The following is a 21,679-nucleotide window of genomic DNA, read 5'->3' on the forward strand; positions in this document are numbered from 1 at the left end:
TTCGGGTCTATGAAGCAAATTTTATCATGGTCCTGTACAGAGTTCAATCCCTAAGCAAATTAAGCTATAATACGAATAATAAGTATTTCAGTGAATGGTGGTGAGCACACTGTCCAGTATTAAAGATATAGCCAAGCTTGCACAGGTTTCCCAAGGTACGGCTTCACTTGTTTTGAATGGAAAGGGAAACGCACTACGGATCTCGGCGGCAACCCAACAACGGATTTTGGAAGCAGCCCGGACGCTTAACTACAGTCCTAATATCTCGGCTCGTCGTCTGCGCAGTGGTGGAGAAACGGTCGCTCCGATCATTGCGTTATTTTGGACCATGGATACACGCGCTTCACTGATCGGTCGATATTTAAAAGGAATTCAGGAAAGTATGCACGCGCAGGAAACCGAGTATGAGCTGTTAGTTCAACCTTATGTCGGAGGCCGGATTCAAGACGTCAAAAGCCTTGTCACCGGTACCCGCTTCAATGGAGCGATTATTGCGAATGCTACGGATGAGGATGAGGCCTTTCTGCAAACGACACCGCTTCTGGTTCCTGTTGTGCTGTATCAGCGGTATTCCGATAAATTTTGTACGGTTAATGTAGATAATGAGCATACAGGGCAGGAGGTTGCCCGTTTGTTTACAGGCAGAGGTCATACTCATGCAGGTGTCATCGTTCCGAGAGTATCCTCCAGAGCCATCCAATACCGCAAGCAGGGGTTCATGGATAAGGCAGCGGCGCTTGGACTTTTGATTAACCCTGATCATATAACGGAGGGGGAGTTCTCGGAGGAAGGCGGCTATCAGGCGGCACAAGCACTGCTGCAGGCTTCTGAAGATCGGCCTACAGCTTTATTTGTACTTAGTGATCAAATGGCTGTTGGTGTACTTGCAGCCCTGCGAGAAGCAGGAATAGGCGTTCCTGAGGATATGGAGCTTGTTGGACACGATGACAATGAAATCGCCCGCTTCACTGTTCCTCCATTAACCACGATTCATTTTCCGGTCGAGGAAATGGCCAAGGCTTGCTTTCAAATGATCGTCGATGTCCTGCATCATCAGGTTGTTCCACCCGCCGCACGCATGTTCGAGCCTCATCTGGTCATCAGGCAATCCTGCGGAGAATTTACAACAGCCAATCGATAGGTGCTCATGCAGCTGATGCCAATGTTCCTGATAGATAGCTGCAAAACAAAAACAGCAGTTCCGTCATCAACGGTTCTGCTGTTTGCTTTTTCCGATTATGGCATTTCCTTGGATTTAGAATGATTGCTGCCCTACTCAGCCTACTTCGCTATAGAATTCGCAACAGCAGCCTGCCCGTTCACGAATAAGCCTAACCACTGATCCAACTGCTTCATCTGGTCCATAACAAGTCGCTCTTTCGTTATAAAATCTTCCTGATTCCTCGCACGGCATTGAAGCGTAAAGCCCAGCCCCTGCTGCTGCAAGTAGTATTTGGCATTCAATGGATACAGCTGATGCTCAATCATCGAGGAAACTCCCAGATAGCTCTGCACCAGAGCTGCTTTGTCCGTATCCTTGCTCCAATTGTTAAACAACCATGCATATAGATCCGGATGAAAATTCGCCATAATCCCGCTAAATCCTGCCGCGCCGATCTTTAGAGTTTCCAGCAGGGTTGCTGAATTCGCATTGAAAATTTTGAGCTGACTACCTTTAACTGCATCTAATTTGGCTTGAATTTGCTCCACGTCGCAGCAGGTATCCTTCAGGAACAAAAATCTCCCAGTTGATGCGCACCAGGCAAGCAATTCAGGCGACATCAATCTTTTGTAAGGAAATGGACATTCGTAAATGCCGAGCGCTACGTCTGGCACAGCCGCCAATATAATCTCCGCATTGCGCTTCCATACGTCATCCGACTCATCCTGTGCTGCCAGTCGGTTGCTCACCATTACGAAAGCATCGATTCCTACCGCAGAAATCGCTTTAATTTCCTCGATCTGATCCTGTATGGAATCGGATACGTGACCGGAAGCGATCACCGGCACTCTGCCAGCAGCCTGCTTCTTGACGAATACGGCTAGCTGCACTCTCTCCTCCAGGGAGAGCTTGAACATTTCACTTGACTGACATACGGCGAATAAGCCGTCTACCCCTTTGGCAATATACCATTCAACGAGCTTTTCCAATGCATTGAAATCGATTTCATTTGACTCCGTAAAAGGGGTAACCATAGTCGGCCACACACCATCAACGATAAGATTTGCAGGCTGCTCCATTTAAGTATCCTTCTTTCTGATTGGTTTGCTAAAACGTTATTCCTAATATAGATTATATTTTCAAATCTGTGAACTGTCAATTCAAAAGATATGATCCCCCTGAATATGGACACAAAAAAACGGCATCTCTGCCGTTTCATTGTTACACACCTATTAAACCATAATTTTGCAAATATCGTTTGTGAACTCCACCGGATCCTGAATCGGCAATCCTTCGATAAGCAAGGCCTGATTGTATAATAACGCCGTATACAGGTTCAGCTTCTCCTTATCCTTCTCATAGGAGTCCTTCAAGGATTCAAACACGGCATGGTTCACATTTATTTCCAATACTTTATCTGCTTTTACATTTGGATTGTTCGGCATCGCTTGTAATATTTTTTCCATCTCAATTGTGAGCTCGCCTTCTGTAGACAAGCAAACCGGATGCGTTCTGAGCCTTTTGGATGCTCTGACATGGGTTACTTTACCGTTCAACAAGCTTGTCATATGCTCGAACAAAGCTTGATTGTCGTTCTTCTCGGCATCTGTATCCTTTTCGTTCTCATCCACTTCAATACCCAGATCGCCGCTGGATACGGATTTGAATTCCTTGTCTTTATATTTCATAATCATTTTAATCGCAAATTCATCGATATCGTCAGTGAAATACAAGATTTCATAGCCTTTATCGGACACAAGCTCTGTCTGTGGAAGCTTTTCAATTCTTTCATTCGATTCACCGGAAGCGTAATAAATGTATTTTTGCTCCTCCGGCATTCTTGCTACGTATTCATCCAGAGTTACCAGCTTTTTCTCCTTCGACGAGTAGAACATAACCAAATCCTGCAATACGTCCTTGTGGCTGCCATAATCACTGTAAATTCCGTATTTGAGCTGTCTGCCGAACGATTTGTAGAATTGCTCATACTTCTCTCTTTCGTCCTTCAGCAAGCTTTGCAGCTGGCTCTTGATTTTGCTCGAAATGTTCTTGGCAATCAGCTTTAACTGGCGGTCATGCTGCAGCATTTCTCTGGAAATGTTAAGCGACAAGCTTTCGGAATCAACCATCCCTTTGACAAAGCTAAAATAATCTGGAAGCAAATCGGCGCATTTGTTCATGATCAGCACGCCGTTGGAATACAGCTCCAGCCCTTTTTCGTATTCCTTGGAGTAGAAGTCAAAAGGCGTGCTCTCGGGAATAAACAAAATAGCCTGGTACACCACCGCTCCATCCGCACTGATATGAATATGCTTGAGTGGCTTATCGAAGCCGTAATGCTTTTCCGCATAAAACTTGTCGTAATCCTCAGGTGTCAGCTCGCTTTTGTTTTTTCTCCAGATCGGAACCATGCTGTTCACATGCTGCTCTTCCTGGTAGTCCTCGAACTCGCTTTCGCTTCCTTCTTTCAGCCGTTTGCCACTCACGTCCATCTTGATCGGGTAGCGAATGAAATCGGAGTACTTTTTGATAATTGCTTTTAAGCGGTATTCTTCTAAGTATTCGTCGAAGCTCTCATCCTCTGTATTGTCTTTGATTTTCAGGATGACCTCCGTACCGACGGAATCCTTATCGCACGCTTCAATTGTATAGCCCTCAGCACCAGTCGACTCCCACTTATAGGCGCTATCCTCATATAAAGACTTACTGATGACGGTAACTACATCCGCCACCATAAAAGCGGAATAAAATCCAACGCCAAACTGGCCGATAATATCATGACCGTCTTTGGATTGGTTTTCTTTTTTGAAGGCAAGGGAACCGCTCTTGGCAATGATCCCAAGATTATTTTCCAGATCTTCTTTGGTCATGCCAATTCCGGTATCGCGGATCGTTAGTGTTCTGTTCGCTTTGTCGGCCGTAACCTTGATATAGTAGCTGTCTTTATCGAAGACCAGTTTATCGTCTGTTAATGCTTTGTAATAAATCTTGTCGATGGCATCACTCGCGTTGGAAATCAACTCTCTGAGAAATATCTCTTTTTGTGTGTAAATGGAATTGATCATCATTTCCAATAATCGCTTGGATTCTGCCTGAAACTGCTTTTTTTCCATTTGAATCTCTCCTTTGAGTATCGAACAAAAATAGATTAGCACTCTCAGCCTTTGAGTGCTATTCTCTATTTTTATATCATTACTCGCTTTTAATGTCAATATAGCATAGAAGTTATGTATAATCGTAAATTGTCAAATACACACCTTAAGGCGTCATTAATGTGCGATTTACTTTGGTGCGTGGGGAGGGAAGCGACTATGGGATTCCGACCGCTGTCGAAGCCCGTGTTCCATGAATTTAGGCTTGCAGCGGTTGGAACACGAGCTTCAAAGGCGGACGCTGCCGCTTCTCCACCCCACAGTCGTTCCCTCTCTTGTTCTACTCTGAGCTTGGTGCAGCTTACTTCAAAGTCCGATGAAAAAGTTTCTGCTGCGCGGTCAAATATCCTTCCAATCGCTGTTGTTTCTGTATTTTTCTGAACCTATAAGACATTTAGCTGTACAAATACGGAAACAAAGGCGACCGCTGCGCTTCTCCAGGATTATTTGACCACTCCGCTCCTTACCCACCGGACTTTTAAAACTTTAATATGTAAATATGTTTAAAAGACCAGAGCCGAATGTCTCTGGTCTTCTTGATATATGGTTTAAATTAAAGCCAATTAGTCGTGAAAATTCAATCCTGAAGTGACTGCTTTTACATAGCCGGTACGGATAACAAAATCTCCAAAATGCTCGCCTTGCGTCCGTTCTTTCGCATATCGATGGAAAATAGGCTTGAGTGTATCCAGAATTTCAGTCTCACCGATATTTTCCCGATACAGCTTGTTCAGCCTGTCTCCGGTAAAACCAGCACCCATATACATATTATATTTGCCTGGCGCCTTACCAATAAACGAGATTTCACCCAATCCAGGTCTTGCGCACCCGTTAGGGCAGCCCGTCATCCGAATCACAATCTCTTCCTCGCGCAAACCAACTTCATCAAGGATCAGCTCCAGCTTACCCATCAAGACTGGCAAGTAACGTTCGGCCTCAGCCATGGCCAGCCCACAGGTTGGCAAGGCCACACAGGACAAGGAGCTTCTGCGCAATGCAGATTGGTGAGCACCATCAGACAGTCCATACTGCTCGACAAGCTCCATGACTTTACGCTTCTTCGGCGTCGTTACGTTGGCAATGATCACGTTCTGATTTGGTGTCAACCGGAAGTCACCTGTATGAATCTTGGCGATTTCGCGCAGTGCCGTCATCAGAAGGTAGCCCTCTTGGTCTTGAATCCGTCCACTTTGAACGTAAAGCGTCAAGTTCCATCTGCCGTTGCTGCCCTTCACCCAACCATAGCGGTCGCCGTTATGATCAAAATGATACGCACGCGCAGCTTCCAGCTGCCAGCCTAATCTGTTATGCAGCTCGGTTACAAACCACTCCAGACCATGGCGGTCGATCGTGTATTTGAAACGAGCATTTTTGCGGACAGAACGGTTTCCGTAATCGCGCTGGATCGTAACCGTCTTCTCTGCTACATCAATCACTTGCTCCGGTGTGCAGAAGCCAATAACACGACCCAGTTGCGGGTAAGTGCTTGTATCGCCATGAGTCATGCCCATTCCGCCGCCAACCGTAACGTTAAACCCAAGCAGCTTTCCATTTTCAACAACGGCAATGTAGCCCAGATCCTGAGAAAACACATCTACGTCATTGGAAGGTGGAACGGCCATACCGATTTTAAATTTACGCGGCAAGTACACCGGACCATAAATCGGCTCTACTTCTGCCTGGCCTTCTGTGCTGTCGAGAACCTTTTCGCCATCCAGCCATATTTCGTGATAAGCCGGTGTCCGCGGGGACAAGTGATCGCTAATCTTGCGTGCCCAATCGTAAACCTCAGCATGAACCTCAGATTGGTAAGGATTCGGATTGCTCATTACATTACGGTTTACATCACCACAGGCAGCTAATGTAGTCATCAGCGTGTCGTTAATGGTGCGAATCGTCTTTTTCAAGTTCCATTTGAGAACCCCATGCATTTGAAAAGCTTGACGTGTTGTTACGCGCAGCGTTCCATTACCATATTTTTGAGCCAAACTGTCCATAGTCAGCCATTGGGTTGGTGTAGCTACGCCGCCTGGCGCCACTACGCGCAGCATGAACTGGTAAGAAGGCTCCAGCTTCTGCTTTTCACGCTCGTTACGCAAGTCTCTATCATCCTGCATGTAGCTCCCATGAAATTTTAACAGCCGATTATCATCCTCGGGCAAACCGCCGGTTATCGGGTTTCCTATCGTTTCTACGAGCGCTCCACGCAGGTAATTGCTCTCGCTCTTAATATGCTCAACTTCGCTTGGCGGTCCGCCTACAGGCTTCACCAATTGATCATTCGCCATAGTTGCTATCTCCTCTCGCACTCAATCCATCTTCTATTAATACACGTCGCGCTGGTAACGCTGCTGCTGCTGCAAATCGTCGAGATAAGCGACAGCTTCTTCAGGACTCATGTTGCCTTCCTGCTGGAGGATAGTGACCAACGCAGCATGGACGTCATGTGCCATATGCTTCTCGTCACCGCAAACATAGATATGTGCACCTTCTTGAAGCCATCCGAAAACCTCGCTACTTTTTTCGAGCAAACGATGCTGTACGTAGACCTTTTCTTCCGTATCGCGAGAAAACGCAACATCCAGACGTGTCAGCACGCCCTCTTTAAGCATACGCTGCCAATCGGTCTGATACAGAAAGTCGGTAACAAAATGCCGATCGCCGTAGAACAGCCACGTTTTTCCTTGTGCACCAAGCTCCTCGCGTTCCTCCAGAAAAGACCGGAATGGAGCGACTCCCGTACCTGGCCCAATCATAATAACAGGGACATCCGGGTTCGTTGGAAGCTTGAAATTCGGATTATGCTGAATATAAATGGGCAAGGTGCTGCCATTCTCTAAACGCTCTGCACAATGAACGGAGCATACGCCATACCGTTCCCGACCATGGGCTTCATAACGAACTGCCCTGATTGTAACATGCACCTCATCCGGGTTAGCCTTAAGGCTGCTGGCAATCGAATAGAGACGTGCGGGTAATTTCCGCAAAATAGCTGTAAAGCTGCGAGCCGAAACTTGACCCGGTGAGAAATCCTCAACCAAATCCAGCAAATCGCGACCGTCCAGATACGCCTTAAGCTCCTGCTCATGTCCTGGCGCCAACAGCTCGCTCAGCTTAGGGTTGGAGAACAACTGCGCAGCCTGCTCCAATAATGGCTTTGTCAATACCGTAATTTCAAGATGATACAGCAGCGCTTCGCGTAAAGGATGCTCTTCACCCTTCTTGTTCACCGGAACGGACTCCTCAGGATTCCAGTTCATAGCCTTAATCAGTGAATCTACTAATTCCGGGTGATTTTCCGGATAAATCCCTACGCAATCGCCAGGCTCAAACTGCAAATTGGAGCCCTCAAGCGACAGCTCAAGATGACGGGTTTCCCGATCCGAGCCGCGGCCATTCAGATTCAAATTTTCCAGAACCTCGGCTTTAAAAGGGTTCGTACGGGAATATTCAGACTGCTCTTGCCCGATGGTGCTAACCGATACTTGGGCAGCATTCGATGCCGCTGCAGATGTATGTTGGCTTCCACTTAAAGAACTTAGAACATGCTCAAACCATTCTGCTACCGGTTCGTCATAATCCAGATCACAATCAACGCGCGGAGTCAATCGTTGACCGCCAAGCTCCTCCAGACGAGTATCGAAATCCTTGCCGGTTTGGCAGAAAAACTCATATGAAGTATCTCCCAAGGCAAGCACGGAAAAACGCAGGTTTTCTAATTGAGGGGCTCTTTTGCTATAAAGGAATTCGTGGAAGGACCGGGCGTTATCCGGCGGCTCACCTTCACCATGGGTACTTACCAGTACCAACAAATTCTCAACCTTCTTCAAGCCATTCGATTTGAAGTTGTTCATGGAAGACAAGGTTACCTGAAACCCTTGCTCTTCGAGCTTACGGGACAAGCTGCCAGCCAGACGCTGACAATTACCGGTTTGGGAACCAAAAAGAATCGTCACTTCACGGGAAATAACAGGTTGACTGACTGTAGGAAGTGCTTCCACAACTGCGACCGCACTTGCTTGCTGATCAGCGACGATCGGTGCCGATGCTGCCGTTCTTTGTAGGGCGGACAAATACCCGCTGATCCATACCTGCTGTGAATCTGTTAAGGTTGGCAGAAGGCGATTAAGAAGCTCAACTTGCTCCTGATTAAAAGGACTGTTCGTTACCTGAAGTTGCAACAATATCCACCTCTCATAAACATAAAATCTTTTTTTCTATCCAAATTGACATTTCATCAAATACTAACCTAACATATTACAACAAAACGATCAACGGAGACATTTCATCCTGATAAATGATTTTATTACATTAATATCCATTTTAAACAAAAAGACATAGAAATCGGGGTGATTTGCCCTGATTTACCCCATTTCATTATTAAAAATGATAGTTTTCATTAGAAAAAATGATATAGTCTTTTCGCAATATGAACTGTAAAAACAGCTGTATCATAGAAAAACCGCTCGGGCTGTCACCCCGGGCGGTCCAATCGCAGAAGGCAAATCCCACTTAAAGAGCTCTATTTCAATTCGAGTGTTACCAGTTGGTTAAGACGTCTGGATCGTTCCGCTGCAAAGCCGATCCGGTGACCATCTACCGATTGTTCAAGTGTAGTGGAGGAGATAGAGGGCTGTTCTCCGCCCAACGCACGCACGAAATCCTCCACTAATAGTAGATCACCCCCGCCATGACTGTCATCAGCTACATCGACGGCAATCTTGTGCTCCTTGTATTCCCGCCCTTTAACCGGGTCTGGCTGACGCAAATAGAAATAGCCGTCCTCAAGAACCCCTTGAATCTCCCCATGCGTACCGATGATATGCAGGATGCGACAAGATCTTGAAGCGGTACCTACCATATTGTGGGATGCTGTTGCCAAATTATCAAATTCAATAATGACAGACTGGTGGTCTACAACATCGTTATCGCAATGCCATACACAGCGGCCGTAAGGATTATCCGTACGCAACGATTCCAGCTTATCCTCCTCACTCATCCGCATACCCAGGTGATAGTTATTCCACACATAAAAGCCCCAGCGCTCCATATTCAAATAATGCTTACGCGCTGAGTACATACAGGATTCTTCAATGCTGCAATCGGTCAGACAGCGGCTGCCAGCTCCCACAGGTGCTTTCTCCGGTCGGAATTGCATACGACTGCCGAAGCTGCTTACTTGTTGAGGCCGGGCCTCCCCCATCAGCCAGGACACCAAATCCAGATCATGGCAGCATTTGGCCATCAGCATCGAGGACCCGCATTGGGCTTCGGAGCTCCATTTGCCGCGGACAAAGGATACCGCCATATGATGATAGCTCACATGCTCCGAGGTATGCATCGTCAAGATTTCGCCGATTTCGCCGTCAGACACCAACTGCTTCACTTTCTTGTAAAAAGGCGCATAACGAAGCACATGGCATATCATCACAATCCGGTTATATTTGAGCGCAGCAGCTTCCAGCTCCAGCGTCTCCTCCTCCGTCACACCAATCGGCTTTTCCAGCAGCACATGATACCCGTGTCCAAGCAAGGGCAGGGTTGTTGTGACATGAAGCTCGTCCATCGTACCATTAATCACTGCGTCCGCCAGTTGAGCATGGCCTAACAATTCCTCTACGGAGGCAAACGTGTTGTGAGCAGAAATTCCAAAACGCTCCGCAGCCAATTGTCTGCGCTCCGGGTCCGGCTCCACTACACCTTCAATCTGTAATTGGTCGGGATAACGTTCTGCGTAGGATGCATAGACGAGACTGCGTTGTCCCGCACCTACAATGATTACGCTTACAGGCTTGCTTGCATTTGAACTCATTTTGACTCCTCCTCTACCATCTTCAGCATTCAAACGGATTCATGACAAGTCTGACATTATGTGACGAGCTGATATGGCAATCTCCGTATCACCTTGATTATATCGTGAATTCGAAAAGTAACCAGTCCCTAATTTCACCTTTTTCTACTGTTTGTTGTCATCGTGAACCCGTTGCGCATTGGCAGATTCATTCGTATGCTTCTTGGACAGCAGTGTAGCCCCTTAGCTTAAATCGTGTTAATATATAGGGATATCTGAAACGAAGGTGGAGTTTCTTCAATGGATAATGTCGCCACAATCATGGGCATTCCTTTTCCCAAAATGACAATGGACCAAACCGTACAAGTACTTGACGAGGTCATCGATCAACATAAATCAGAGCTTTTCCATGTCGTTACAGGGAACCCGGAAATCGTAATGTCCTGCCAACACGATCAATCGCTGCGTTCCATTGTTGATGAGGCCGGTCTCGTTACGGCTGACGGTATTGGCATCGTCATGGTTTCCCGCTTGAAAGGTGGGCATCTTCCAGAAAGGGTTACCGGATGTGACCTGCTCTTCAAGCTGCTGGAGGCTGGAAATCACAAAAAATGGTCGTTCTACTTTCTCGGCGCAGACGATGCAACAAGTAAAAGAGCAGCGGAAGTGATTAGTCAAACCTATCCGAATGTATCCATACTGGGCAGGCACCACGGTTTTTTTAAACAGGAGGATGATGCAAGGATTGTTCAAGAAATTCAGTCCTTGGCACCTGACTTCTTAATCGTAGCACTTGGGGCTCCATACGCTGAACGATGGATTCATAAATATAAATCAAAGCTGAATGCCAAAATCGCTATCGGTGTCGGAGGCAGTCTTGATGTTATTGCAGGTAAGGTCAAACGGGCACCCGAGGTATGGCAGAAATTACATGCAGAATGGTTGTATCGGTTAATTAAACAACCGTCGAGGTGGCGAAGACAGCTGATTTTGCCTCGTTTTGCCATAAAGGCGCTATTGTTTAGAGAGCATTAGTGTGAAAACAGGGATCGCCTGAACATCGGCAATCCCTGTTTTTGTATTATTTTTTGGTCGCCACTACCATAATCTCCACTTCATCGAGGTTGATCTTTCTTTTCCCCCATCGTCCTGCTGTACCACCCCAGATGCTATCAACGTGAAATCCTGCGTTGTCAAACATCTGTTGAAGCTCTGTTGGAAAATATCTGCGTTCCTTCATCTGTATGTTCTTCTTTCCCTCCGGCAAATCCCATTCAACGACGCTTTGCTCAATCATCGTTACCGGATTAAAAATACCTTGTTCGACCTCTTCTTGAGTAAATTTCCTAATTTTTGAATAGGCATTTAAAGTGGTCAAAATAAAGCGAGCCTTCGGTTTAAGCGCATGACTCACATTGCTGAGGATTGCCATATCATGCTCAAGGGGATCATCATCTTGACCCACTAAACCAAAGGCACCTTCACACAGACAAATTGCAGCGTCATAAGATTCGCTTCTGGTGAATTTTACTGCATCACGATGAATCCACTCGACATGAACCTTTGCTGCTTTGGCTGCTGTCATAGCTTCTTCCAGCATACCGGACGATATATCTATACCTGTAACCTGATACCCACGCTGTGCAAGCTCAATGGAATGTCTTCCTGTCCCACACCCCACATCGAGAATGAAGCTACCAAAGGGAAGTTGCAATTCGTCAAGAACAAAATCAACTTCGGCAGCCGTATTTTTAGTAAAACCATTATTCATATAAAAAGGAGCATGCGTATCAAAAAAAGCTTCCCAGTTATTAGCGCTCAATTTCTTATACCTCTTTTCATACTGCATCGCTCCCTTGTATTCGAATATGTAAAGTGTAGTATATGATTTCCGATCATACAACGGATTAATTCGTTATTAACGATATTGTACAAATCTGCTGTGCATGTTGATAGGCTTATGTTTAAATCCGTTTACAAAAGGCACACTAATTATGGAAAGCTCCCATTTCAATCATTTAAGCTCCTTCGTGACGATAAGTGTGTCTTTCGATCAAAACGTGATATCTGATACATTATTTTATTCAATAATATGATAAGCTAATCGAGACTACTTCAAAGGGTGTGTACAGATGAATAATCAAGGAATAACCAATGAAGAATTGACGTTGTTACTATCCAAGGATGTTTCCGACAAGCCTGAAGAGGGTCCTCTATTTATTCCAAGATCCAAAAAAAGACGAAGAAAACATAAATTGTTTTCCCGCCTATTATTCTTTTCGCATAAATGAAAGCAACCGTCACACTCATGCCAATGTATTACTTTGTTATTGGTTTCACTTCATTCTCATACTTCCTGAGGTAATCCTCTAAGGTTATCTTCTTGCACAGCTTTGCTATCAAGTCATAAGGAATGCTCTCCATCTTCTTAAAACGTATGCATGACTTTCCCATATCAAGCTTTGTATGAACATGCTTGGGATATTCCTGCTGTAACCAGGCTAAAACCTCTGGAAATATATAAATTCCCATATGATAAAGCGCCACATAGTTCTTCTGGGAAGCTATACTTATAAAGGGTAGAGGCTCCTCAGGATTAACATGATACCCAGACGGATACATACTATGGGGTACGACATAACCAATCATTCCATAGGATATGGTTTCTTGAAAGCCTGTTGGAAGATTCTCCTTGATCGTATTTCTCAGCTTGTCCATCGCTTGCTTCCTGTCTTCAGGTAGTTGGCTGATATAGGCTTCTGGACTATTTCCCTCGAACTTCATTGTATCGGTCAGCTCCTCACAATCTCATGAGTACTCATACTAATATACCCACTATGACACTGCCCTAATTGATGCCTCCATGCAAATGATGGGCCAGACTCGATTTGATTCCTAGAATCACAACCTTTTGCTTTCGTATAGTCCTCTTGTAATGATCGATTTGTTGGACATACAGCGCATAGGCTTCCTCAGCTTCTTTTAAAGCAAGTTCAGCCTCAATTAATCGGACCCTCAGCTCTTCTCTTGCCAATTCTTCTTCTTCCATTCCGTAGCTTCCCCTTAAATTCAAGATAATTTGATCCCCAATTGATTTCAAAATCAAATTCACGAACTTTCACTTTTTTCTTTTAAATACGCAAATAACTTCTTTGGAAGAGCCTTGGTGTTGGCTTGTATCAAAGCAAGAAATTAGCTCCCAACCCTGGGAACCCATGAGATTCAGTTCGCTATCAAATTCATCCAAATCCAGCTTTCCCCCTGTGAAAAAACCTTTTGTAAAAAATTTGAGCGTTTGATATTCCCATTGTTCCATCGTAGTTATCGTCCTTTCATTTCAAATACATTCTGCCTACCCTTTCATTTATCATACCAATGTTGACCAAATTAGTATATGATCACACCAGCCGCGTGGCTTCTTCCCATTCATATACAACAAAAAAAAACGACATTTCTGTCGCTTTAATAGTAGACATGTCTTCCAGTTAATTGGCCATACGAGCGGTTCGACGGTGAACCATGAAGTAATAAATGAAAGCCGATAACAGCACGACAACACATGCAACAAGAAACATGATGCGGTAGTTCGCAGCGCCAGCAATCAGACCAAGAATAAACGAACCCAGCCCATAACCAAAATCAAACAATAAAAAGAACGTTGCCGTAGCAGCACCGCGCCGCTCACTGGAAACCGATTGGATGGCGAGTGTCTGAAAGGAGGGAACCAAAGCTCCATGACCCAGTCCAATGATAGCACCGGCAAGCAGCAGCACAAAGCTCGAATCGGCTTGACTCAGTATCAGCATACCTATCGCGAAGCAAAGAACACCCGGATAAGTCAGATAGTTCCCACCGTACCTGTCAAATATTTTACCAACAAGCGGTCTGGAAATAATGATCATCACGGCAAATACGATAAAAAACAGCCCTGCCGCATTGTCTTGATGGAGTTCTATACTATAGGCTGTAATGAAAGAAGTTAAGGAGCTGTAGGAGAACGCAAGTACCATTCCCGAAAACGCGATCGGCAGCGCTTTTTTCTCGATCAGATTCCGCCATGACATTTTTTCTGCTGCCTGCGGAATGGATTGGCGCTTAGTATCCTTTTTGACAAGCATAGTGAATATCAGAGCCAAACACGAAATACCCGCGCTGATGGTGAACAATACAGCTTCACTGTCGAATTGATTCCATAACATGATCCCAAGTGCCGGACCAACAACCATGGCGATGCTCATGAACATGCTAAAATAACCAATGCCTTCTCCTTTGCGGGATTCCGGAATAATATCTGTCGCCAATGCGCTCGTCGAAGTAGCCGCGACTCCAAAGCTTCCGCCATGAATGGCACGAATGACCAATAATAATAAAATACCGGATACCCCAAAGTACACAAAAGATGCCGTTACGAAAACGGATAATGATATTACAGACAGCTTTTTCATGCCGAAGCGATCAACCCATCTCCCTGAGAACAGGCGCATCAGTACGCAGCCAAGAGACCATAGAGTAATGACCAATCCCATTTGCTGCTTGCTGCCATTCAGTACCTCTTTCACGAATAACGGCAGCGCGGCAGCAAGCATATAGAAATTTAGAAAAATAAAAAAACTGCTTATACATATAACCATAAAATCTTTGGTCCAGATCCGGTTGCTATTCAATCAGCTCATCTCTCTTTACTCATGATAAGCTAAATTATAACGAATCCCACTTATAATAATAAATACATTTAGTTGTATATATTCATAGGTTTAGAACTATATGAAACGTGAGTCATGGATGAGTGATTTTGATTTGTTCAAAATGGTCAATAACAAAATCGATAAAATTGTGCACGGTGGAGGTAAGGTAATGCTTCTTATTCAATAATAGCCCGATGGTTCTGAAACAAGAAGGCTCTTCAATCCGCAATTTGACAGTATCTGAAGAAGCGGAGTTAAAGGATGTAATCGATGGATAAAAAGCGACTCCGAGTCCTCTGGCCACTAATTTCTGCGTAATGCCTGCCTCGTCCCCTTCAAACGCGGTAAAGGGTGTGAAGCCGGCTTCCCTGCAAAAATCCTCAGTGATGTCTCTGAACCCGTGACCGGCTGGCATAGCTATGAATGGCTCGGATTTCACTTCATCTAGTCTGATGCTTGTGCGATCCGCCAAACGATGCCCTGGTGGAACCGTCAGCAATACTTCTTCCCTTAACAGCGGAATCCATTGCAAATTCTCACTGATCAGCTCCACCGTTGAAATTCCCAAATCAATCTCAGCACTTTCCAGCTGCTTGCTCATCAGTGCTGACGATGACTGATACTGTCTGAATCTGACCTGAGGATACAAGTTTTTGAATCCGACTATTAAATCCGGCAGGATGCTTGGAATGGTTACTGCGATTGCGATTTTCTCATTGTTTTTCCGGCTAATCTCTTCCATTTCCCTAAGCCCTTCATTTAACTCCATAAAAACATTTTCGATTCTTCGAAGATAGGCTTTGCCGCATTCATTTAATTCAATTTTTCGCCCATTGCGCGTAAACAATTGATATCCCAGGCTCTTTTCCAGACGTGAAATCGTTTGGCTCAGGGATGGCTGAGCAATTCTTAATTCCTCCGCTGCTCTGGATAAATGCTCATATTTGGCTACAGTTTGAAAATACTTAAGCTGAAGTAAATCCACTCTCAACACCTGATCTTTCTGTTATTAGTTAACATCATACTTCGCGCCATTCAATTGTACAGGATTCATCGATTTCATTGAAGCGCTTGTACCCAGGCTTCTTTATTATACTGTTAAGATTGCTGACTTTTGGACCGCAACGGTAGAATGAATGCTCATCTTTGCTGCAGACTTAGCCATTTCCTGTCCAAGAAGGTTCACTGATTTTTCTTCAAATCTGCTTGTTTCCTTCCATTACTCTTGAAATATACTAATTATATCTAGTATACTATATATACCAAGGTGGTGATTGTTATCGACATTTGTCCGTATTTAGAATACTCGTTTCAGATATTGGGTAAGAGATGGAACGGCCTAATCATACATTACCTTTCCCTTTGTCCGAATGGAGCGGCACATTTTTCTGAAATTAAAAGGGATCTTGCTGATATTACTCCAAGAGCACTTTCATTGAAATTGACTGAGCTTGTTGAGCATGCCTTAATCGAGAAAAAAGTAACGACAGGCTCCAATGTGATCATTTCTTATGAATTAACGGAAAAAGGACGATCTCTCACAACTGCACTACAATCCGTCCAGAAATGGGCACAAGAATATAAGAATCTGTAAGGAAGAGGCGATTCTAATCCCTAACAATAAGATGATTTGCGATTTAGAAACAGGCGTATGCGGTACTGCAGATGAAGAGTCCATACCATTTATTGATCTTAAGCCGTCCAAGAAAAAGGTTGACCTCTACTATATCACTGACCCGATCTGCTCCCATTGCTGGGCGCTTGAGCCCGTATTACGGCGTTTTGGGGAGCAATACGGACATTATGTCAATTTCCATACGGTGATGGGTGGTTTATTGGAAGGTTGGGATGGATTTGCTGACGTCAAGAATGGCATTGGCAGTCCAGCCGATGTAGCCGGTCACTGGAAAGAAGTTGGCGCACATTCCCGTATGCCGATTGACGGCTCATTATGGCTTCATAATCCAATCCTTTCTTCATATCCTCCTTCCCGAGTGTTTAAAGTGATCCAACAACAAAATGAGCACCTGGCTACAGTTTTTCTGCGCCGGGCAAAAGAAGCTGTTTTTGCACATAATCAGAACATCGGGGAAAACCTGGTGCTGATTGATATCGTAAATCAAATGGGTCTTGATGGGGAAACAATCGTGGATCATGCAGAGCTTCCGGCCGCCCAGCAATTGTTAGAGCAGGACTTTGACCTTGCCAGATCGCTCGGCGTACGCGGGTTCCCCACGATCATTATGACCAACGGGAGTAATCAAGGCGTCAAAATCGTCGGTGCACGCCAACTGGAATACTATGTAAAAGGACTCGAACAAGTACTGCCGACAGAAACACTTCAAGTCAAACCGTTGCCAAAGCTTGCCCAGCTTCTTGAAAAAGAAACTTGTTTGTTCGCAAAAGAGATTGAGATTATGTATGATCTTGAGCGCAATCAATTTGACTCCTTTCTGCAAAAACACCTTCTGCCCGAAGCGTACACACTCCACGAAATACTGGGTGAACACTATATAGAAGGCAGCTTCAGAGCAAACAGCCGATCCTAGCAGGATCGGTTGTTTGTTTAAATGGAGTTTTTTTGGGACAACCCAAGGTTACACGCAGCCTACGTGCCTTGCCCTGATCTATTTCTGATCAGCATTCGTATCTTCCGGTTTATCTCTGTGAGCAAAACAAGCTGCCAGCAAACCGACACCAAGAACGAGCGCCAGCAATAAAAATGTAACCAAGTAGCTGCTCCATTTCATTAAATAAATCGATACAATCGGACCCAGACTTGTTCCAGTAAACAGGATAAACGTATAAACCGATACGGCAATCCCCCGCGATTTGCCGCCCAATTGACTAATAAGTGAAACCAGAGACGGGACAGCCAACGCAATTCCAGCCACAAATATCAAACTCATGCCAATCACAAGAGGCAAGCTGGGGAACAGCCCTAAGGAGGCCAGACCTGCAATAGCTATGCAAAGTCCACCGCGCAACACGTTGCGAACTCCAAACCGTTTAGCCAATTTACCAGCGAATGGAGATATTAGCATACCCACAACACCGATCGATCGAACAAAAAGGATTTCATTTGTACTCAGTCCAAAATCAGGACCACTCAAATAACTACCCAAAACGGTGTACATACTGACGAATGACATCAACAATACCAACGCAACTATATAGTTTAAAATAAGGTTTTTTTGCGTTAATAAGGTTCCAATTTGCTTGAGCGGAGACCAAATGCTGGCGTAAGATTGATGAACCTCATCTTTGGGCAACAGACGTAGTACCAGAAGTGTAGTCACGGCATAGACGATGGTTAACAGATAAAATACGGCATTCCAACCATATTGCTGACTAATCAGACTGCTGATAACCTGACCAACGATTCCTGCTATCAGAAATCCGGTGCTGATAAAACCGATTGTGGTCACCCTCCTTTCAGTTGGGAACATGTCTACGGCATAGGCAAGCGCAACAGGCGAGAACGTAGCTGCGGCAGCGCCCTGCAATCCTCTAAGTACAAGGACCCATGCGAAATTATCCACCATACCGAGCAGCAAAGAAATCATTGTTAAAGCAATAAGTCCGATAAAAATCACTTTCTTGCGGCCATACTTGTCGGATAACGCTCCATAAATCAGGCACCCCATCGCAAATCCTAACGAAAATACACTGCCTGTCGCTGCAGCTTGAGTGAGAGTGATATTAAAAATATCAGCGAACATCGAAATTAGTGGCAAGGTAACATACAGACTTGACATGACCGCCATGCCAGACCAACAAAGAATAATTGTCATAATTGAATAATTTGGGGAACCAACGGATGGTTTAATGAATCGTGACATGCAGCACCTCTTTTATATACTTTTATCAATCACAAGAAAATAGTAAGACTATCTAACTATATACCCAAAAAAATTTATCTCCCTACCCCCAGCCGCTTCTCTATACTCTCATTTAACTTCATCACTATCTTTTCGAATACCTTTCGTTCATTCGGATCCATCTCAGTAATTAACGAGGAGCATGTAGTCCAGAAAGCGGGTAATACTTGATCAACCATAGCACGGCCCTCAGGCGTAATGCTCACATGAATCATGCGACGATCCATGGGACTTGGCTCGCGAACAATCCAATTTCTCTTTTCCAGCCAATCCAACAAAGCCGTTACAGAAGCTCTCCTAATCCCTAACCTCTCTGCAAGCGCGGAAGGCGTGACAAGCTCCCTACCCTCATGCAGCGTAAGCAGCAGCAGCAAGTCAAATTTGCTCTCGGTAATGCCAAATTGCGATAAATTCAAGTCCATAACATCCAAAATATTATCCCCAAGCCAAAGCATTAATAAGCCGATATAAGCCGATTTTCGGTCCGTGTCCTTCGAAGCGGTTTTGTCCATCAGATTGAGATAAGGCTTGGATCCTAACTTTGGCAGCTGTTCAGATGTATATTCCTTATTATTTTTTTTGCTCATGGGTTCGCACTCACCTCCTAAAAAAATTAGTTAGATTAACTAACTATGAATCAATTTAACCTATTCTTCTCGATAATGCAAGTGTAATTGCAACAAGCAGATTCTCACGCCCATCTATTTAAAGCACAAGCTACCTACAAAAGCGTACTCAAACCATGGTATAATAAAAAGAAATGGAGTTGATGGTCAGATGCCGAATTTGCTTGACCCCCGGAATGATTTCGTGTTCAAACGAATTTTTGGCAGTGAGGACAATAAAGATGTGCTGCTCGCTTTTTTGAATCGAACGTTCGCCGAGTCGGGTGAGTCCCCGCTGACAGAGATCGTTCTCCTGAATCCATACACCGATAAAGATGCCCCACTCGATAAGCAGTCCATTTTCGACATATGGGCCAAGACAATAGAGGACAAATTGATCAACATCGAGATGCAGCTTTTCAATAAATACGATATCGAAAAGCGTACGCTTTATTACTGGAGCAAGCGCTACTCCAGCCAATTGCAGGAAGGGCACACTTACAAGGAACTGAAAAAATGTGTCACCATTAATATCTTAAACTACTCGTTTATTTCTAACAACCGTTATCATAATGTGTTCCATCTGAAAGAAGATCATACTGGTCTTGAACTGAGCGACGATATTGAGATTCATTTTATGGAACTGTCCAAGCTGGACGATCAATCTGTTCCCGTCGAAGGGGGGTTAATCAACTGGTTGTTGTTTTTGAAGGGTGCTGACAAATCGAATTGGGAGGTGCTGAAGATGAATGAACCAACATTGAAGAAGGCGATGGATACGCTGGAGTTTCTAAGCCAGGATCGGGAAGCTCGCCGCTTATATGAGGAACGGCAGAAGTATTTGCATGACGAAGCTTCCATGATTGAATGGGCTACTGAAAAAGGGATGGCTCAGGGAGAACAAAAGAAAGCCATTGAGATTGCTAAAAATATGCTCTCGATGGGAATCGCAGTTTCAGTCATTGTCAAAGCAAGTGGACTATCCGAAGCCGAAGTTGAATCACTAAAGCCTATTCAATAATTGCAATCAACGGTCCACTTTTCAACATTAACAATGATCATCCTGCCCCATGAATAAGGGTAAGTCGATCATTTTTTACTTTAGTTATCGATTCAATACTTCATTTGATCGTGTAATCAATGATAGTATCGACTCCCAAACATTTCACCAAATCTATACTGTGGAGCTGCATATCCCCGTAACTTTTGCCCCAAAGGATTTGGCAAGTCGACACACGTGGAATCAAAACAAAAAAAACGACATCTCTGTCGTTTGAGTTTACATGTTTTGGTGGAATCAAGGGGGATCGAACCCCTGACCTCTTCGCTGCCAGCGAAGCGCTCTCCCAGCTGAGCTATGACCCCAAGTTGATAATACTCCGGAAAAGGTAAGTCATTATGTTTGTCCGTACTTGGGTTAGAATCCATGACCTGCTTTTGCTTCTGGATGATCTAAAACCGCAGTACGTTTGGCGACAAAAATGATCATACCATAGGTACTTTCCGCTTGTCAACAGTCTTTTCTCAACTTATGGTTGTATCTATTTAGTATCGTCACCAACATGATTTTTAGACAAAATTTCGGTGAGCTCTCTCATAAACATATTAATATCTTTAAATTGACGGTACACGGACGCAAATCGAATATAAGCGACCTCATCGACTGGATAGAGCTGTTCCATCATGATCTCTCCAATATCGCGGCTATTGACCTCCGCGTGGGCGGTATTGCGGATTTGCTTCTCCACCTCGGATACAATCATATCGAGCTGCTCAATCGATACAGGTCGCTTTTCACAGGCCCGAATCAAGCCTCTCAACAGCTTTTCACGGCTGAACTCTTCGCGACTGCCATCCTTTTTGATCACAATAAGCGGCGTTTCCTCGATCATTTCGAAGGTTGTAAAGCGCTTTGTGCATTTTTCGCATTCTCTGCGACGTCGTATCGATTTATTTTCATTGGCGGCTCGGGAGTCAAGCACTTTGGTACCATGGTAGTCACAATAAGGACATTTCATCGGGTAACGCTCCTCTTGTTAAACGGAATTAAAAGCTAGGATGTAATTGGCAACGAATACCTGTAATGAAGTTCGCAGAAACGCACATAATAGGTTTACCAACTACAAGGAGGTGAAACACACATGGGCGCAGGACAATCTCGTAGCAGCAACGTTCTTGTAGTACCTCAAGCAGGTCAAGCATTGGATCAACTGAAATACGAAGTAGCTCAGGAATTGGGTATCTCCATTCCTCAAGACGGTTACTACGGTAACATGGCTACTCGTGACACTGGTGCAATCGGTGGACACATTACACGCCGATTAGTACAAATCGCAGAACAACAGCTTGCTGGTCAATTTAAATAACAACTGATTTGATGATGAACAAGAAGTATGGGAGGCC

20 protein-coding genes and 1 tRNA gene are annotated in these 21,679 nt (G+C 44.6%); 6 read left to right on the top strand and 15 right to left on the bottom strand.

Features of this window, described 5'->3' with window-relative positions:
• Window positions 1-94 precede the first annotated feature (94 nt).
• A complete protein-coding gene (locus NST47_RS27495; protein ID WP_341157971.1) occupies window positions 95-1,141 on the top strand; it encodes a LacI family DNA-binding transcriptional regulator in 1,047 nt (348 codons plus the stop codon).
• Window positions 1,142-1,281: 140 nt separating this feature from the next.
• Here the strand turns inward: NST47_RS27495 and NST47_RS27500 are convergent, their stop codons facing one another.
• The 5 genes from NST47_RS27500 to NST47_RS27520 all read right to left on the bottom strand — a co-directional run bounded on the left by NST47_RS27500 (window position 1,282) and on the right by NST47_RS27520 (window position 10,126).
• Window positions 1,282-2,241 (bottom strand): dihydrodipicolinate synthase family protein, encoded by a 960-nt coding sequence (locus tag NST47_RS27500; RefSeq protein WP_341157972.1) that lies wholly within the window; start codon window positions 2,239-2,241, stop codon window positions 1,282-1,284.
• Between the two features lie 153 nt (window positions 2,242-2,394).
• Window positions 2,395-4,275: a molecular chaperone HtpG gene (htpG, locus tag NST47_RS27505; RefSeq protein ID WP_341157973.1), complete on the bottom strand. Its 1,881-nt coding sequence runs from the start codon at window positions 4,273-4,275 to the stop codon at window positions 2,395-2,397.
• Between the two features lie 602 nt (window positions 4,276-4,877).
• Window positions 4,878-6,602, bottom strand: a complete 1,725-nt coding sequence (gene cysI / locus NST47_RS27510) for an assimilatory sulfite reductase (NADPH) hemoprotein subunit (protein ID WP_341157974.1) — start codon at window positions 6,600-6,602, stop codon at window positions 4,878-4,880.
• A gap of 36 nt (window positions 6,603-6,638) precedes the next feature.
• Window positions 6,639-8,495: an assimilatory sulfite reductase (NADPH) flavoprotein subunit gene (locus NST47_RS27515; protein WP_341157975.1), complete on the bottom strand. Its 1,857-nt coding sequence runs from the start codon at window positions 8,493-8,495 to the stop codon at window positions 6,639-6,641.
• A gap of 341 nt (window positions 8,496-8,836) precedes the next feature.
• Window positions 8,837-10,126, bottom strand: a complete 1,290-nt coding sequence (locus tag NST47_RS27520; RefSeq protein WP_341157976.1) for a Gfo/Idh/MocA family protein — start codon at window positions 10,124-10,126, stop codon at window positions 8,837-8,839.
• 279 nt (window positions 10,127-10,405) lie between these two features.
• Between NST47_RS27520 and NST47_RS27525 the strand changes: the two genes are divergently transcribed.
• Window positions 10,406-11,140, top strand: coding sequence for a WecB/TagA/CpsF family glycosyltransferase (locus NST47_RS27525; protein WP_341157977.1), 735 nt, complete (start codon window positions 10,406-10,408; stop codon window positions 11,138-11,140).
• 46 nt (window positions 11,141-11,186) lie between these two features.
• Here the strand turns inward: NST47_RS27525 and NST47_RS27530 are convergent, their stop codons facing one another.
• From NST47_RS27530 to NST47_RS27555, 6 genes are all read right to left on the bottom strand, one after another.
• Complete coding sequence (locus NST47_RS27530) at window positions 11,187-11,927, bottom strand: class I SAM-dependent methyltransferase (protein ID WP_341157978.1); 741 nt, start codon at window positions 11,925-11,927, stop codon at window positions 11,187-11,189.
• 497 nt (window positions 11,928-12,424) lie between these two features.
• Window positions 12,425-12,889: a DUF1801 domain-containing protein gene (locus NST47_RS27535; protein WP_341157979.1), complete on the bottom strand. Its 465-nt coding sequence runs from the start codon at window positions 12,887-12,889 to the stop codon at window positions 12,425-12,427.
• Between the two features lie 64 nt (window positions 12,890-12,953).
• Complete coding sequence (locus NST47_RS27540) at window positions 12,954-13,205, bottom strand: hypothetical protein (RefSeq protein WP_341157980.1); 252 nt, start codon at window positions 13,203-13,205, stop codon at window positions 12,954-12,956.
• Window positions 13,206-13,223: 18 nt separating this feature from the next.
• Window positions 13,224-13,421 (bottom strand): DUF4177 domain-containing protein, encoded by a 198-nt coding sequence (locus NST47_RS27545; RefSeq protein WP_341157981.1) that lies wholly within the window; start codon window positions 13,419-13,421, stop codon window positions 13,224-13,226.
• Between the two features lie 169 nt (window positions 13,422-13,590).
• Window positions 13,591-14,769: an MFS transporter gene (locus NST47_RS27550; RefSeq protein ID WP_341157982.1), complete on the bottom strand. Its 1,179-nt coding sequence runs from the start codon at window positions 14,767-14,769 to the stop codon at window positions 13,591-13,593.
• A gap of 112 nt (window positions 14,770-14,881) precedes the next feature.
• Window positions 14,882-15,775, bottom strand: a complete 894-nt coding sequence (locus NST47_RS27555; protein WP_341157983.1) for a LysR family transcriptional regulator — start codon at window positions 15,773-15,775, stop codon at window positions 14,882-14,884.
• Between the two features lie 294 nt (window positions 15,776-16,069).
• Between NST47_RS27555 and NST47_RS27560 the strand changes: the two genes are divergently transcribed.
• Both NST47_RS27560 and NST47_RS27565 read left to right on the top strand, forming a co-directional pair.
• Window positions 16,070-16,384 carry a winged helix-turn-helix transcriptional regulator gene (locus NST47_RS27560; RefSeq protein WP_076229279.1) on the top strand — a complete coding sequence of 105 codons (315 nt, stop codon included), beginning with the start codon at window positions 16,070-16,072 and terminating at the stop codon, window positions 16,382-16,384.
• Between the two features lie 16 nt (window positions 16,385-16,400).
• The gene (locus tag NST47_RS27565; RefSeq protein WP_341159767.1) at window positions 16,401-17,339 is read left to right on the top strand and encodes a DsbA family oxidoreductase; all 939 of its coding nucleotides are present in this window, start codon (window positions 16,401-16,403) and stop codon (window positions 17,337-17,339) included.
• Window positions 17,340-17,417: 78 nt separating this feature from the next.
• On the opposite strand, the gene NST47_RS27570 is transcribed toward NST47_RS27565, so the two are convergent.
• Entirely contained in the window at window positions 17,418-18,632 is a 1,215-nt protein-coding gene (locus NST47_RS27570) for an MFS transporter (protein ID WP_341157984.1), read from the bottom strand.
• 74 nt (window positions 18,633-18,706) lie between these two features.
• Window positions 18,707-19,258, bottom strand: coding sequence for a MarR family winged helix-turn-helix transcriptional regulator (locus tag NST47_RS27575; RefSeq protein ID WP_341157985.1), 552 nt, complete (start codon window positions 19,256-19,258; stop codon window positions 18,707-18,709).
• 190 nt (window positions 19,259-19,448) lie between these two features.
• Here NST47_RS27575 and NST47_RS27580 point away from each other — a divergent pair, with 190 nt between their 5' ends.
• A complete protein-coding gene (locus NST47_RS27580) occupies window positions 19,449-20,297 on the top strand; it encodes an Rpn family recombination-promoting nuclease/putative transposase (RefSeq protein ID WP_341157986.1) in 849 nt (282 codons plus the stop codon).
• A gap of 268 nt (window positions 20,298-20,565) precedes the next feature.
• Here NST47_RS27580 and NST47_RS27585 read toward each other — a convergent pair.
• A tRNA-Ala gene (locus tag NST47_RS27585) sits at window positions 20,566-20,641 on the bottom strand.
• 176 nt (window positions 20,642-20,817) lie between these two features.
• Window positions 20,818-21,294: a transcriptional regulator NrdR gene (gene nrdR, locus NST47_RS27590; protein WP_076229045.1), complete on the bottom strand. Its 477-nt coding sequence runs from the start codon at window positions 21,292-21,294 to the stop codon at window positions 20,818-20,820.
• A 123-nt stretch (window positions 21,295-21,417) separates the two neighbouring features.
• Here nrdR and NST47_RS27595 point away from each other — a divergent pair, with 123 nt between their 5' ends.
• Window positions 21,418-21,642 (top strand): alpha/beta-type small acid-soluble spore protein, encoded by a 225-nt coding sequence (locus NST47_RS27595; RefSeq protein ID WP_076229044.1) that lies wholly within the window; start codon window positions 21,418-21,420, stop codon window positions 21,640-21,642.
• Window positions 21,643-21,679 lie beyond the last annotated feature (37 nt).

It is taken from the genome of Paenibacillus sp. FSL H8-0034, from assembly GCF_038000305.1.
Taxonomy (GTDB): domain Bacteria; phylum Bacillota; class Bacilli; order Paenibacillales; family NBRC-103111; genus Paenibacillus_S.